Here is a 13,858-nt window from a genome sequence, read left to right on the forward strand (position 1 = left end):
CCCCACTTTTAAAACATCCTCTGAAGAATCGTCCTTTTCCTCCACTTTGGAATGCCATTATTGAGAATAATCTTCCTATCTTTCTCTGCCTTTCTCCCGATGAAATCAGGCGACTTCAGGGGCATATTCAAGTTTTCTTAGCAGAAAAGCAATTTATTGGCTGTAGAGGATTACAGGTAACGGAGGAAATGAAACTGATCCTTGCTGCGATCGCCTGTTTACTCCTATTAAATGAACGTGGGCAGTACTTTCCCAAACTTCGTTCAATTCTGGTATATCCCAATGCTTATTTTGTTCAGGAAACGAATTCTGTCGGACAATATGTTGTTGAAGAAAGGCGTGTAGCAAGACTGGGTGAATCGTGGACAAATGACCAATTAGTAGTGTCTTGGGAACAGGTGAAACAAGACACAAATAACTGGAGAGATGGACGTAATGTTGTGCTTCATGAATTCGCCCATCAATTAGATCAAGAAAATGGTAAAGCTGAAGGAGTTCCGATACTGCAACACAACTCAGACTATACTATTTGGGCGAAGGTGATGACAGAAGCATATCAGCAACTTTGTAATGATGTTTTACAAGGTGTAAAGACGGTAATGGATAGCTATGGTGCAACAAATCCCGCAGAATTTTTCGCCGTAGCGACTGAGACATTCTTTGAGAAACCGCACCAATTGTTATCCAAGCATCCGGCACTTTATGAGCAACTGCAACGTTACTATCAATTAGATCCTGTGCAATGGGCGTGAAGTAAGCAAGAACGAATCACGACATTATGTCCAGTTAATCAACTTACTTCAAAAATGTTTTACAAATTACGAATTACGTTAGCGACGCAGGAGCGTCATTACGAATTACGAATTATTTTAATTAGGAGGTTTTCATCGCCAGAATCTTCAAAGCTATTGCTTCAGGGACAGGCATTACAGATAACCGATTTCCTTGTCTCAGCAACATTAACTCTTCGGCGCTAAACTTCTCTTTGAGTATTGATAGTAATATGGGGTTAGAAAAAGTCTCGACAAATTCCACTACAACTGTTTGCCAGCGAGGGGATTCAAAACTTGATTTCGGGTCGTAGTATTTACTTTCTGGATCAAATTGGGTCGGGTCAGCAATATCTTTTTTCACTACACGCATTAACCCAGAAATACCGGGAGGATTAGTGCTGGAGTGATAGAAAAAAGCTAAGTCTCCTTCATCCATTTGGCGCAAAAAGTTGCGAGCTTGGTAATTGCGAACACCGTCCCAGATAGTCTCGTTCTGCTGTTGCAAGTCAGCAATACTATAGGCTTCTGGTTCTGATTTCATTAACCAATAATTCATCTACAGAAATTATGTATATACAAAAGTATTTTATTTTTGAGCAGGCAAGTAAGTTCGTAGTAAGGACTTTATTCCTTATTTTCTAAGCACTAAAGTGCTTACTACAAGCCTTCTTGCACTAGGGAATAATTTAGCTTAACTGCGGTAAGCTATAACAGCATAAAACGGATCTCCTCCAGGTGCGCCCAACCACTGCAAGAAATTCGGTAATGTTGATTTTTGAGCTATAACCTCTGCGGTTGTAAATCCTGGAACTGACGCGAAGTAAGCTTTGACTAATTCCACTCGCTGTGCTTCTGAAGCCTCTCGCCAAGCTTGAATTGCTTTTTCAAAAAACATCCGGTTAGAAAAGCTGATAATTGCGACACCACCAGGTTTCAGGATGCGGTAAATTTCGGAAAATATTGCTTCTGGATATTGCACATACTGCACTGATACGCAATTTAGAACAGCATCAAAATCTCCATCTGGTAAGGGTAACTGCGGATTTTCGTTAAGATTTTGGACAAAGTAATGATTTAAGCGGGAATTTCGTGCTAGTTCCTCGGCATTGAGTCCGTGTCCCTCCACATGGTCAAACTCCATCTCTTCTGGTAGATGAGACACCCAGCTGCTCATCATATCAAAAATACGGGTGTTGGGTTTTAGGCGATCGCGATATAAATCCGTTAACTGTTGAATAAATCCTTCATCCACATGGGTTACGAAGCGGGGATAGGCATAGAATAGCTTATCGTCTTTATCGTCTAATTTCAGGCGTTGATTCGGTCTTAACTGCATAAATCCCTATTTTGGAAGACTGTTTCCGACAATTGCGGCAATTTCAGGTATTTTTAAACAATCCCTATGTAAGATATTTTATTGAAGAAGAATTCAGAAGTCAGAATTCAGGAGTCAGAATCAAGACGCTCGAATACTCGCTAACGCTGCGCTATCCGCCACTCGCACAGAATTCATTCTGAATTCTGACTCCTGACTCCTGACTCCTGAATTCTGTTTCGATAACAGCAGGACACTTAAACGAATCTAAGTAGCAGCATTCAATTTTTATCAATTCAATGTTATATAAATTACCATTGTTGCAGTATATTTGGCGTCAAATCCGCCTAGTCGGATCATTACCCTATTTTAGTTTGTTAGTTTGGATACTCCCCTTATTATTATTTACTTCTGGGCACAATAGTCTGATGGCACACGATGAAGCTCTTTATGCTTCGCGGGCCCGTCTGATGTTTGATTCTGGTAATTGGATAGCTCCTTGGGAAAAGGCACATCACAAAACCCCTGGACCTTATTGGCTAATTGCTAGTTTCTACCAGCTCTTTGGTGTTAGTGATACTACTGCGCGTCTTCCTAGTATGATTGCTGGCATTTTGAGCTTATGGCTTGTGTATGAAATCGGCAAAATTATGCTAGGCAAAAAATTAGCTTGGCTAGCTGCTGCAATTTTAAGTGTAGAATTTCTCTGGCTACAATACTCTCGCTTAAGTACACCTGATGTAGCTATGGTTCTTTTGGTTCTTTTAGCTATTTGGTCTTTTATTAAAACGGAATTACATCCTAAATATCGCTATTTTTGGACTTTTCTAGCTGGTTTAAGTTTAGGTTTAGGCTTCTTAGTCAGAAGCTTTATGATTTTTTTGCCAATCACAGGTTTATTACCTTATTTAATTTGGGAACATCGCCGTCATCGTCATCTTACTAACCCCATTTTATATTTAGGATTTTTCGTAGGTTTAATACCTACTTGTGTTTGGCTGTGGTTAAGTTGGCTGCACTATGGAAATCAGAGTTTTGAAGAGTTGCTCAACTTTCTTTTGTTTCTAAGTTCTAATGACCCTTATGATAATGGGCCGCTATTCTATATATGGAATATTCCTTTAAAATCATTTCCTTGGGCTTTCTTCGGACTTTTAGGTTTGTTTTTGACTGTCCGTCGTCCAATTAGTCGCTACAATTTAATATTAGTTGGCTTTCCACTTGTCTTATTTTTGGAACTGAGCTTTTTTACTACTCGTTTCCCTCATTATAGTCTTCTCCTTTATCCATTCATAGCTTTGCTTGCATCTGTAGGTTTAAACTGGCTAGGTAATATTTATCAAACAAGAAATTCCTCAGAATTACCTCTTCCAAAAGGTAAAAAAAATGTATCAAATCTTTTCGCCAAGCAGAATCTTCCCCGGAATCTTAGTTATGGCTTTGGTGGGTTAGGTATTTTACTGATTATGGCGAGTATTGTGATTATTAGTTGGGGTGGTTCTGATATCCGTAAGTATGCAACTATTGGCTTGGCTATGGGATTGGGTTGGCTAATTTTACCTGGGGTGTGGATTAGTCGTTACCACTTTGGCAAGAAGTTTCTTACAGCCCGTTACTGGATTGCAGGTTGGCTAATTCCCTGTTGGCTAGCTTTGGCGGCGATAGGTAGCATAGGCCTGTTAAGCGATTATAATCCTGTTTTTAGAACTTTTTTACAACAACCTGCGATCGCCTCAATTCTCCAATCTCATCCTATCTACTTTGTGCAAATGGACGATAAAATCCAAGTAATGCTTGATTTCTATCTTCCTATTCAAGCTCAACCGGTTGTCTCTATTTCCCAAGTACCCGCTTTAAGCTATGCTTGGATTTATACTAACCAGACCCCTAAATTATCTCGGCCTCACCGTATTATCGATACAGTCAAAGAGTATCAGTTTATTCAAGTTCTTCCCTAAGATAGATGCAAAGCAACTGTTGCTAAAAAAGATTAATCTAGTTACAATAGTACGTACACTAAGTATTTTGCTAAATGGTTTCTACATCTAATCAGTCCCCAGCTTTAGAGTCGTGGCAGCAAAATCTGGCACCATACAATTTAGGTTACAGAATCAAATTAGTTTCACAATTGCTCAGTCGCAAATTTACTGAGAGGCTAGAACCCTTTGGATTGACGCCATTTCACTGGCTGGTTTTGTGCTGTTTATGGCAAGAAGATGGTTTACCTACTTCTAGTATTGGGGACAAACTCAAACAAGTGGGAGGGACTTTGACAGGTGTACTAGATCGCATGGAAGAACGCGGCTTGGTGCGTCGAGAACGCGATACCCACGATCGCCGGATCTGGCGGATTTGGCTAACCGATGCAGGTAAAGAACTAGAAGCTGTCTTACCGCCAATCGCCGCAGCCGTGCGTGATGAAGCGATGGAAGGTATTTCTTTTGCTGACCGAGAACTGTTTTCCCAAATCTTGAATCGGGCGATCGCTAACCTCTCCTAAAAGCTCATCCTATAATCACCCGACCGGGGGAAGTGATGTCAGGATTGGTTTTGAGATAATACTACGCATACTAAGGAAAAAAGATTTTTTTCAGGAAATATTACGCATTCTAAATAAACGACTATCAATCAAATTATCGAACAAGCGAGTTAAGAATCATGAGCGCTAATACTTTTAACGGACACAACCAAAACAAGATCCCAGTTATAGAAAAAGAAATGATTCCTGATTCAGAGACTTTAGAAGCTGTGACTGTAACAACAGAAGCACCTGAGATCGGGAAAGAAGTTCCACCGAAGCGGAAAAAACCGACTGCTTTAATTTTGGCAGGATTAGGTGTCGCTGCGATCGCCGCAGGTACTTTTGGTTATCACTACTGGCAATATGCCTCTACCCATCAGGAAACAGACAACGCCACCGTTGCGGGAAATATTCACCAAATTAGTAGTCGCATTCCCGGAACCGTAAGTCAGGTGCTTGTGAATGATAACCAACTGGTGCAACCAGGACAATTGTTAGTGGAGTTAGATCCACGAGACTATCAAAGTAAGGTACAACAAGCCGCCGCAGCCCTAGAAAATGCTCAAAGTCAAGCGCAAGCTGCCCAAGCAAATATTGCTTTAACTTCACAAACCACTAGTGGGAAGACAACCCAAGCGCAGGGGGATGTCAGCGGTGCAGTAGCAGCAATTTCCACAGCCCAAGCAGCAGTACAAGAAGCCCAAGCTGGGATACCCGCCGCGCAAGCCCAAGTCAGACTAGCCCAAGCAGGAATTCCCGCCGCCCAAGCGCAGGTAGCGCAAGCCAATGCGAATTTGGAAAAAGCTCAAACAGATTACAATCGCTACAACGAGTTGTATAAGACAGGTGCGATCGCTCGTCAGCAGTTAGACACCGCTAAAGCAGATTATGATGTCGCTTCCGCACAAAAAAACGCCGCCATTCAGGGAGTAGAACAAGCCCAAGCCAAGTTAGCCTCCGCCAAAGTTGGTGTAGCCCAAGCCCAATCTCAATTAGCACAAGCACAAGAAAATGTAGTTAGCGCCCAAGCTAAATTGGCAGCATCCAAGGGTGGATTGCAACAAGCTACCGCCGGTGGACAAGATACAACAGTAAAACGTAGTCAATACGAAGCGGCAAAAGCTGCGATCGCGCAATCAGAAGCATCGCTTAAAGACGCACAATTGCAACTATCCTATGCCAACATTACCGCGCCCAGTGCCGGACGCATAGGTAGGAAAAACGTGGAAGTTGGCAACCGAGTCCAATCGGGAACACCATTAATGGCGATCGTGGATAACAGCTATTGGGTAATTGCAAACTTCAAAGAAACTCAATTAGAAAAGATGCGGCCACAAGAGCCAGTAGAAATCAAGCTAGATGCTTTCCCTCATCATACCTTTATTGGTCGTGTTGACAGTATTTCGCCAGCTTCCGGCGCTCAGTTTGCCTTATTGCCACCGGATAACGCTACAGGTAACTTTACCAAAGTTGTGCAGCGCATTCCAGTAAAAATAGTTTTCGACCAAAAGAGTATTCAAGGTTACGAATCGCGGATTACACCGGGGATGTCTGCGGAAGTTGCTGTGGAAGTTAAGTAGGTCATTTGTCATTGGTCGTTTGTCATTGGTCATTTGTCACAAGATAAACGAATAATGACGAAAATTTTAATACGATTTAATCATCAGAATTTGTGCTAAGTAAATCGGTGGGAGTAAAGCAAACTATTTTCAAACATCATCTTAAAACCATTACTAATGACAAATGACAAATGACAAATAACTTTAAAACAGGAAAAACATTATGGCTAATACAGGTGTAATTTATCAGCAAGCGCCGCCAGAACGTGTCCCGATAAAAACGTGGATTGGTGTATTAGCCAGTATGCTTGGCGCATTTATGGCGGTATTAGATATTCAAATAACTAATGCTTCGCTGCAAGATATTCAAGCAAGTTTGGGAGCAACTCTAGAAGAAGGTTCTTGGATATCTACAGCGTATCTTGTTGCAGAAATTGTGGTCATTCCTCTCACAGGATGGTTATCACGAGTGTTTTCTCTGCGGCGTTATCTATTAGTAAATACTGCACTATTTATTTTCTTTTCTATATGCTGTGCTTGGTCGTGGAATCTCAATTCCATGATTTTATTTCGCGCCTTACAAGGTTTTAGTGGGGGAGTATTAATTCCCACCGCTATGACAGTTGTCTTAACAACTTTACCCCAATCTAAGCAATCAGTTGGACTGGCTGCATTTGGATTTAGTGCAGTTTTTGCACCCTCAATTGGCCCAACATTGGGAGGTTGGTTAACAGAAAACTTTGGTTGGGAATACAACTTTTATATAAATGTAATTCCAGGGGCATTAATGCTGGCTGGTGTTTGGTACGGAATTAAGCAAGAACGTCCCCAAATTAGTTTACTGAAACAAGGTGATTGGTGGGGAATTATTGCAATGGCTCTTGGGTTAGGTTCCCTACAAATTGTTTTAGAAGAAGGTAGCCGCAAAGATTGGTTTAGTTCAGCACTGATTTTGCGCTTAAGTGTAATTGCAGTAATTTTTTTGGCAATATTTTTCTTTATAGAATTAACTCGGAAGCAACCATTTATTAATTTACGACTTTTGTTTAGGCGTAACTTTGGTTTAGCCAGTATTGTCAATGTGTCGCTGGGAGTAGGATTGTATGGTTCAATTTATATTTTACCGCTGTATCTCGCCCAAATTCAAAAGTACAATGCGCTGCAAATTGGTGAAGTACTAATTTGGGCTGGTATTCCCCAACTTTTTATTATTCCCCTCATACCCAAATTGATGCAACGCATTGATGTGCGCTTAATGGTAGCCGTTGGTGTAACATTGTTTTCTATTAGTGCATTTATGAACTCTGGAATGACTAATGAAACAGGATTAGATCAGTTATGCTGGTCGCAATTTGTGCGTGCAATGGGACAACCTCTAATTATGGTACCACTGACATCTATCGCCACTGCTGGATTAAGTCCAAAAGAAGCAGGTTCGGCAAGTGGTTTATTTAATATGATGCGGAATATGGGCGGTTCTATAGGAATTGCATCTTTAGCAACTTTATTAAGTAATAGAGAACAATTTCACTCGAATAGATTGGGTGATGGAATATCTTTATATAACCCAGAAACTCAACAGCGAATTGACCAAATGACACAGTATTTTATCAGTCGAGGAGCAGATTTGAGTACAGCGCAAAATCAAGCGATCGCATCTATATCCAACATCGTCCGCCGAGAAGCATTTGTGATGGCTTTTAACGATTGTTTCTACTTTATTGGCATTGCATTGTTGCTCAGTGGAATTGCCGTTTTATTCTTCAAAAAGGTGAAGCCAACTGCTGGCGTTGTCGCTCATTAGATTTGTTCTATGGGTTAAAATGTTTGATAAAGCTACTAAGGTACTAAAATGGTCATTAGCCAAAGTGAGTACTATATCTCCCCAGAAGAATATTTAGAGGGCGAGAAATTTAGTGAAATCAAACACGAATATATTGATGGTCAAGTCTACGCAATGGCAGGAGCAAGTGATGCTCATGTCACAGTTAGCCTAAATGTATCTATGCTACTGCGTAACCATCTCCGGGGTAGTGGATGCCGTGTCTATATGTTAGATATGAAAGCACAAATTGATGTCATCAACCGCTATTTTTATCCAGATGCAATGGTGACTTGTGATATACGAGATAAAGAATTTGAATATTTTAAGTGTTATCCTTGCTTAATTATCGAAGTGCTTTCTGAGTCAACAGAAGGCTATGACAGAGGGAAGAAATTTGCTAGTTACCGACACTTAGAATCACTACAAGAATATGTGCTAATTTCACCAGACCGAATGAGTGTAGAATGCTTCCGCCGTAATGAAGAAGGACATTGGGTACTTTATCCTTATGAAAAAGGGGAAGAAGTGCATTTAGCTAGCGTTGATTTTCGTTGTGCGATCGCAGAAATATATGAAGATGTATTATTAGTAGATGAGAATATTTCCTAATCCAACATTTCTGGGTCAATTCCTAAAGCATTGAGTTGTTCAGCAGAGAGCGATCGCAATTTCTCTACAATTCTCTCCCGCTTTTGTTGCTCAATCACAGCACGTTCCTCACCCGTTAACAGTAAATTTCCTTGTGCATCCCACCAGCGCAACCAAGGTAACTCTGCATTCTGATAAAATCCTTGCCAGATTCCTAACTCTACATCCATAGGAACAATTGGGTAATGTCCCCGTTCATTGGGTTTCATCAGTTGATAAGTATTATCAACTAGGTGGTAAACTTCCACTTGCGCTTTTGCTACTTCATAAATCCCATAATAAGGCACTCGAATTGCCTGCTCATAAACCCAAAACTTACCAACATTTCCACCTTCCCCTTGAGATGGCGGTGTGTTATCTCGTTCTTCGGAACCATCTCCAGAGACAAATTCCAGCACAATCAAGGGTGCAATATACTCCTTCCACAGCACATAAGAACGGCGCATTTTACCGTCAAGTGTCGGTGGTACATTGGGTACATAAAACCAGTCTGGTGCTTCAGCCCCTTTCTCAGGAGGATCTGTCAATCCCCAGTAGATACCAGAATCTTGTCCGATACAATATTGATTGTCAGGATGAAGTTTCTCTAGAACAGGTTTAATTGAATCTGTGATTAAAATGCTTTGTGAATGCTCCTGAAGATTTTTCACAAATGTACCGTCTGAGTCTGGTAACTGGGTGTGATCAGGTAAAGTTAATGCCGATAAAGAAGTCATAGGCACAACCAAGATTATATTTGTATTTTATTTATTATCCTAATAAATCTAACAAACTTTGTTGTGCTACAGGACTTGATACTTAGGAAGTTTGTACTTATTTCGTGTAAGGAAATAGGGACAGTTTGGATTAATTTCACCAATTGAGAATTAATAGATTGTAAAAGAAGATTTAATGATATTGAGTAATGGCTGTATAAATATATCCACTATTGGCTTTGCAAAAGCAAGTAAAACTCCAATAGTAATCGTCAAGACTAAAGTCTGTTTAATAGAATAATTTTCTACTTTTTTTTCCAGATCATCCAAACGTTTTACCAAATAAGGAAGAGAAGAAACTAAATCAGGACGATTCATTAAATCAGTGGGAATTGAATTATAACCTATCTTCTTTCGAGGATCTTCATCATCTTGATCCAAGTCTGCATACCATATAGGAAAAAGCCTCTCCCCTTTTTCTACTTGAATGTTAATAGGTCCAGCATTATAAACAGCGAAAATTAGTTTGCCATTATAGCCAGGATCGACATGAAAACCTGAAACATTAATCAGTCCATCTGATTTATGTTTAAATTTCATTGAAATAAACGCAAGTGCATTGTTAGGAACTTTTATTGTTTCAGAAGTTATCAGAAATGCAAACTGGCCTGGAGGAATAGGAACAGTTTCCTTCTCTCTAAGAATAATTTTTTTCCGTTCTCTCAGAGGTGTATCAGGAAGGGCTGAAATATAAACTTCTTCCCCTAAGCACAATTCGTATGATGCAGACTGAATTTGATCCTTATTAAATGGTTCAATTAAACTAGGAAGACGAGAATTCAAAGTTTGTGATGACCAAAAACTCATTTTTTCCCCCGCAATATATCGTTAAGTGAATGTTTTATTTCTACAGAGGCTAAACGCATACTAGACTCTTCCAAATAGGTTATCAAGCGTGCATCAAGGTCAACGACTACCCTTCCTCCCCTATTTTTCTCTACCTGTCGCCAGACATCATAGCCCATCAGAATCGCCTTTTCCCAATCACCCAACGAACATTGAGAAACTTCTAAATGGGATGTCATATTTTTAATAGTCTTCAATAGTTGGTAATCTAATGTTGAAACTCCTTCTAAGAAACCGTGATTTTTGGCATAGCTAAATACAAGTGCCGATATACCTTCTTCAATGGCTATTGCACGGCCGCCGTCTTCAACCTCGTCAACACTATAATTACTTTTGCGCTTACGTTTAAGCATACTACGAGTAATAACAGACCAACCTAAAACTGCGGCGTAGGAAAAATGGAAAACATCATGGAAGCGGTAGCCATCACTTGTATAGGAATTATCGGTGAGGTCATTTCCAATTTGTTGTTTGTTGATAAATGCCTTCATTTTGATTGAGTTATCTTTGCTTACCTCCGTAATTTCTACTTCAAACTGTCGTGGTAAACTTTCATTTTCGGGAAAGTCATTGTCGAATATGTAGGTTGTAGCTTTATCATCTATTTGTGCTAAATCTTTCCATTCCCAACGGTCACGGCACTTTCTCAGATTATCTTCTGCAATTTCTTCCAAATTCAGGTTAAACTTGCTTGCCAAGTTGGAAATATACCAAAGCATATCTCCCAATTCTTCCGCGATGCCTTCTTTAAATAGTTTGTGTGCATCACCGTCACGTAAATGTTTTTTATACTCAGTCATCAATGAACCAACTTCGCCAACTAAACCTAGTAGCGGTATGATTAGTTCAGTACCTTCGGCAGCAGGAATTTGATCTGTGTTCAGTGCTTGTGTTTGATACTCAGAAAAATTCATAATGAAACTGATCCAATTTCAAAGTTTTTGATTATAGGGATTATCATTGAGAAAAATATAAATCTGAGAATACTTAAAAACTATCACTATTAAAGTCTCAAATTCAGCTATTTTTATAGGGAAAAATAATTGGTTCTATATTATTTTTAAGACCTCTTGGATGGTGTGGGTCTTTATCCTTTGTCAGCTTTAGGCAGTGAAGAGGTTGTTGACCAGAAATTAGATTTAGCACTTCTTGATTACGGTTATTAATTCTGGGATACTTACCCGTACCCCATGCCAAAATAATTAATTCAGCGCGTTTTGTTGCTTCTTGAATATGGAAGTTATTTTTTTCCCCTACAGGATCATTTACTTTGGGTTGGGAAAGTTCAGGAGGTTGTGTAGCAATATAAGCGAATAAATTAACCACTTCAAGAGAACCATACTTTTTCCAAAACTTGGCAAAGTCAATACATCTAGTAAGAGTGGAATCACCTTTCTTCTCGTCAGCCTTGCTTGGATTAAGCATTACAAAAGTAACTTGCGGCAAAGTTGCATCCCATCTACACCATAGTGAGTAGCGATACTTTCTACTAATATCATCGTCGAACTTGACATCTCTTTCCATGTCTAGATATTTTTTTATTTCCATGTATTTTACTCTTAATTAAAGTTGATTTATAAATAGTATAATTCCTTAAAATAGGCACAACTGATGAGGCTTTTCTAACTCGTAACTTTGCAAAAGGTTTGTTTTTTTATTCTGAGTTTTCGGTTCAGATTTTTTCTTATTTTTTGATACATTGTCTGATGTTTCAGATGTTGTTTTTACCAGAGAATCTAACTTTAAACATAATTGTTGACAGTTACTATTTAATCGCAGAGTCTCAATATATAATCTTGGCAATCTCTGTACTAAACTTTCTTGAATTTTATCGTTAATATGCCATTTGGGTGGATAAAAATAATCAATTGGTTGAGGCGTTGAAGTAAATTTTGATTTTATCTTTTTGCGATTACTTTTCAAGTCGGGAAATGCTGCCCGGCAGTATTTATCAGTTTCACAAAAAAGATTTTGGCAGTCTATAGCTTGTAATGGACGACCCCAGAGCGATTGAAAATTTAACCCTAACCGTTGAAACTCTCTTTCTTGGTTTTCAGTCATCCAATGAATTATATCAGTATATGTTTTACCATCTGTATCAATGAAACACTTGTTGATACCACGTTCGGCTCCTGGTCCTGCTATAGTAAAACTGTTTTCATCAAAGTTGATGATTTCACTATAGTTGATATCTGTGGCTAATTGGTAAGCCATAAACTTACCTAGCAATGGATATTCTTGAATAATATGAAAAACATCTTCAAATTTTTTAGCTTTGACTATGCGATTATCTACTCTATCTTGGACAATCATTTTATCAATTAATGCCAAATGATTCTGGTGCTTCTTATCATAACCAAACTCTTTGCTGGCACAAGACATATATGCACTGGTATAAATGACATACCCAAGATTCATAGCCTCTTGTAATATATCTGAATATACATTTGAGTCGAAATTAGACAGTGTAATATAATCTCCTATTTTATTTTCTAAGTATTCCCAGGTTTCTATTTTATTAAAGATTTTAAATAATAGAATCCGTAAAATTACTTCTTCTTCATTCTTGCTCCTATTTTCATCGTAAATTACGTTTTTGATCAGATATTGTGAAACGCGATCGCTTGCTCGATATGCATTACAAAATTTATAAGTATTAATAATCGGGTCACTCGTCCAGGGTGGTGGTACATTGTTAATTTTGTTGAAAAATACTTCCTGGCGCATAGTGGCAAATCGCCAATAGGTATCAAAAATTTCTTGTCTTACTTGCATACACTGTTCTCCTGGTTTGTCGTCATCATTTTCAAACCTATTTTTTATCCATGAGGCAAGATTATGCGACAACTGCCGCATAATCTTCGTATCCGATCGCAACAACTCTTTTTAGCTTTTATCCACTGAATAATGTGATTCTCACGAAATACCAGGATCATCAGCAGTTTTGATCTCTTTCAAAATTCGTTCTACTTGGTTAACTTTTTCACCTCTATTCTGTTCTTTGAAAATATTTAAAGCTTTTTCTAAAGAAGATAGTGCCTCATCTTTTTTATTTGTTTGCCACAATGCCAGTGCAAAATTAGTCAGCCCCTCGGCATAATTAGGATTAATGTCTAGAGCTTTTTTATATTCAGCAATGGCTTCTTCCCAGCGACTTTGGCTTGCATAAACCATACCGATCGCATTGTGAGCTAGAGCGTATTTTGGCTGGAGGCGAATGGCTTCTTGATAGGCGCTAATTGCTTCTTCTGGTTTCTTTTGGCGAAAAAGCACATTTCCTAGTTGAAAGTGTCCAAAGGTATCTTTTGGGAATTGTTTAATTAATTTGCGTAAATTTTCCTCCGCACCTGTCAAGTCTCCCTGATTCAACAAAGCATTGGCTTGTTGCAGGAGTTGCGATCGCTCTGATGGCCCTGTATCGGAAAACTGTGCTAGTTTTTGTGGTTGTCTCTGTGCATTCTGTTCTGGCGTATGCAAAGAAACTTTGCCCGGAACCGCTAACACTAATGGTGATAGACCAACTACAGTTATGATACTCAGCATCATGCCGCTAAAAGATTGAACAAATGCTGATTTGGGTTTGTGCTTCACCTTCATGGCCCTGAGTGCCTCAATA

The 13,858-nt window shown here is 39.2% G+C and carries 14 protein-coding genes; 6 read left to right on the top strand and 8 right to left on the bottom strand.

The window, feature by feature from the left end; genetic code table 11:
- Positions 1-752: M90 family metallopeptidase (locus A4S05_RS04075; RefSeq protein ID WP_069068548.1), on the top strand; the 752-nt coding region annotated here is incomplete at its 5' end.
- A gap of 121 nt (positions 753-873) precedes the next feature.
- Here the strand turns inward: A4S05_RS04075 and A4S05_RS04080 are convergent.
- On the bottom strand, positions 874-1,329 hold the full coding sequence (locus A4S05_RS04080) for an EVE domain-containing protein (protein ID WP_069068549.1): 456 nt from the start codon (positions 1,327-1,329) through the stop codon (positions 874-876).
- Between the two features lie 135 nt (positions 1,330-1,464).
- The gene (locus A4S05_RS04085) at positions 1,465-2,109 is read right to left on the bottom strand and encodes a class I SAM-dependent methyltransferase (RefSeq protein WP_069068550.1); all 645 of its coding nucleotides are present in this window, start codon (positions 2,107-2,109) and stop codon (positions 1,465-1,467) included.
- Positions 2,110-2,387: 278 nt separating this feature from the next.
- Here A4S05_RS04085 and A4S05_RS04090 point away from each other — a divergent pair, with 278 nt between their 5' ends.
- The 5 genes from A4S05_RS04090 (at position 2,388) to A4S05_RS04110 (ending at position 8,602) form a co-directional block, all read left to right on the top strand.
- Positions 2,388-4,046, top strand: a complete 1,659-nt coding sequence (locus A4S05_RS04090) for an ArnT family glycosyltransferase (RefSeq protein ID WP_069068551.1) — start codon at positions 2,388-2,390, stop codon at positions 4,044-4,046.
- A 74-nt stretch (positions 4,047-4,120) separates the two neighbouring features.
- Positions 4,121-4,588, top strand: coding sequence for a MarR family winged helix-turn-helix transcriptional regulator (locus A4S05_RS04095; RefSeq protein ID WP_069068552.1), 468 nt, complete (start codon positions 4,121-4,123; stop codon positions 4,586-4,588).
- 158 nt (positions 4,589-4,746) lie between these two features.
- Positions 4,747-6,189: an HlyD family secretion protein gene (locus A4S05_RS04100; protein ID WP_069068553.1), complete on the top strand. Its 1,443-nt coding sequence runs from the start codon at positions 4,747-4,749 to the stop codon at positions 6,187-6,189.
- 202 nt (positions 6,190-6,391) lie between these two features.
- Complete coding sequence (locus tag A4S05_RS04105; RefSeq protein WP_069068554.1) at positions 6,392-7,972, top strand: DHA2 family efflux MFS transporter permease subunit; 1,581 nt, start codon at positions 6,392-6,394, stop codon at positions 7,970-7,972.
- A gap of 48 nt (positions 7,973-8,020) precedes the next feature.
- A complete protein-coding gene (locus A4S05_RS04110; RefSeq protein WP_069068555.1) occupies positions 8,021-8,602 on the top strand; it encodes a Uma2 family endonuclease in 582 nt (193 codons plus the stop codon).
- Here A4S05_RS04110 and A4S05_RS04115 read toward each other — a convergent pair.
- From A4S05_RS04115 to A4S05_RS04140, 6 genes are all read right to left on the bottom strand, one after another.
- The gene (locus tag A4S05_RS04115) at positions 8,599-9,357 is read right to left on the bottom strand and encodes a Uma2 family endonuclease (RefSeq protein ID WP_069068556.1); all 759 of its coding nucleotides are present in this window, start codon (positions 9,355-9,357) and stop codon (positions 8,599-8,601) included. The genes A4S05_RS04110 and A4S05_RS04115 overlap by 4 nt on opposite strands.
- Before the next feature lie 150 nt (positions 9,358-9,507).
- Entirely contained in the window at positions 9,508-10,203 is a 696-nt protein-coding gene (locus A4S05_RS04120; protein ID WP_069068557.1) for a dCTP deaminase, read from the bottom strand.
- Positions 10,200-11,156, bottom strand: a complete 957-nt coding sequence (locus tag A4S05_RS04125) for a nucleoside triphosphate pyrophosphohydrolase family protein (RefSeq protein WP_069068558.1) — start codon at positions 11,154-11,156, stop codon at positions 10,200-10,202. Before A4S05_RS04125 ends, A4S05_RS04120 begins: the two co-directional genes overlap by 4 nt.
- A gap of 103 nt (positions 11,157-11,259) precedes the next feature.
- Positions 11,260-11,790: a DUF1643 domain-containing protein gene (locus A4S05_RS04130; RefSeq protein WP_256090819.1), complete on the bottom strand. Its 531-nt coding sequence runs from the start codon at positions 11,788-11,790 to the stop codon at positions 11,260-11,262.
- A 45-nt stretch (positions 11,791-11,835) separates the two neighbouring features.
- Positions 11,836-13,098 carry a nucleotide kinase domain-containing protein gene (locus A4S05_RS04135; protein WP_176726907.1) on the bottom strand — a complete coding sequence of 421 codons (1,263 nt, stop codon included), beginning with the start codon at positions 13,096-13,098 and terminating at the stop codon, positions 11,836-11,838.
- 60 nt (positions 13,099-13,158) lie between these two features.
- A complete protein-coding gene (locus tag A4S05_RS04140; protein WP_069068560.1) occupies positions 13,159-13,839 on the bottom strand; it encodes a tetratricopeptide repeat protein in 681 nt (226 codons plus the stop codon).
- Positions 13,840-13,858: the final 19 nt, after the last annotated feature.

It is taken from the genome of Nostoc sp. KVJ20, from assembly GCF_001712795.1.
Classification (GTDB): Bacteria; Cyanobacteriota; Cyanobacteriia; order Cyanobacteriales; family Nostocaceae; genus Nostoc.

Bases quoted from the DNA above. Each gene is read 5' to 3' on its own strand.
- A4S05_RS04080 (WP_069068549.1), bottom strand. From the start codon at position 1,329: ATGAATTATTGGTTAATGAAATCAGAACCAGAAGCCTATAGTATTGCT.
- A4S05_RS04085 (WP_069068550.1), bottom strand. From the start codon at position 2,109: ATGCAGTTAAGACCGAATCAACGCCTGAAATTAGACGATAAAGACGAT.
- A4S05_RS04090 (WP_069068551.1), top strand. From the start codon at position 2,388: ATGTTATATAAATTACCATTGTTGCAGTATATTTGGCGTCAAATCCGC.
- A4S05_RS04095 (WP_069068552.1), top strand. From the start codon at position 4,121: ATGGTTTCTACATCTAATCAGTCCCCAGCTTTAGAGTCGTGGCAGCAA.
- A4S05_RS04100 (WP_069068553.1), top strand. From the start codon at position 4,747: ATGAGCGCTAATACTTTTAACGGACACAACCAAAACAAGATCCCAGTT.
- A4S05_RS04105 (WP_069068554.1), top strand. From the start codon at position 6,392: ATGGCTAATACAGGTGTAATTTATCAGCAAGCGCCGCCAGAACGTGTC.
- A4S05_RS04110 (WP_069068555.1), top strand. From the start codon at position 8,021: ATGGTCATTAGCCAAAGTGAGTACTATATCTCCCCAGAAGAATATTTA.
- A4S05_RS04115 (WP_069068556.1), bottom strand. From the start codon at position 9,357: ATGACTTCTTTATCGGCATTAACTTTACCTGATCACACCCAGTTACCA.
- A4S05_RS04120 (WP_069068557.1), bottom strand. From the start codon at position 10,203: ATGAGTTTTTGGTCATCACAAACTTTGAATTCTCGTCTTCCTAGTTTA.
- A4S05_RS04125 (WP_069068558.1), bottom strand. From the start codon at position 11,156: ATGAATTTTTCTGAGTATCAAACACAAGCACTGAACACAGATCAAATT.
- A4S05_RS04130 (WP_256090819.1), bottom strand. From the start codon at position 11,790: ATGGAAATAAAAAAATATCTAGACATGGAAAGAGATGTCAAGTTCGAC.
- A4S05_RS04135 (WP_176726907.1), bottom strand. From the start codon at position 13,098: ATGCGGCAGTTGTCGCATAATCTTGCCTCATGGATAAAAAATAGGTTT.
- A4S05_RS04140 (WP_069068560.1), bottom strand. From the start codon at position 13,839: ATGAAGGTGAAGCACAAACCCAAATCAGCATTTGTTCAATCTTTTAGC.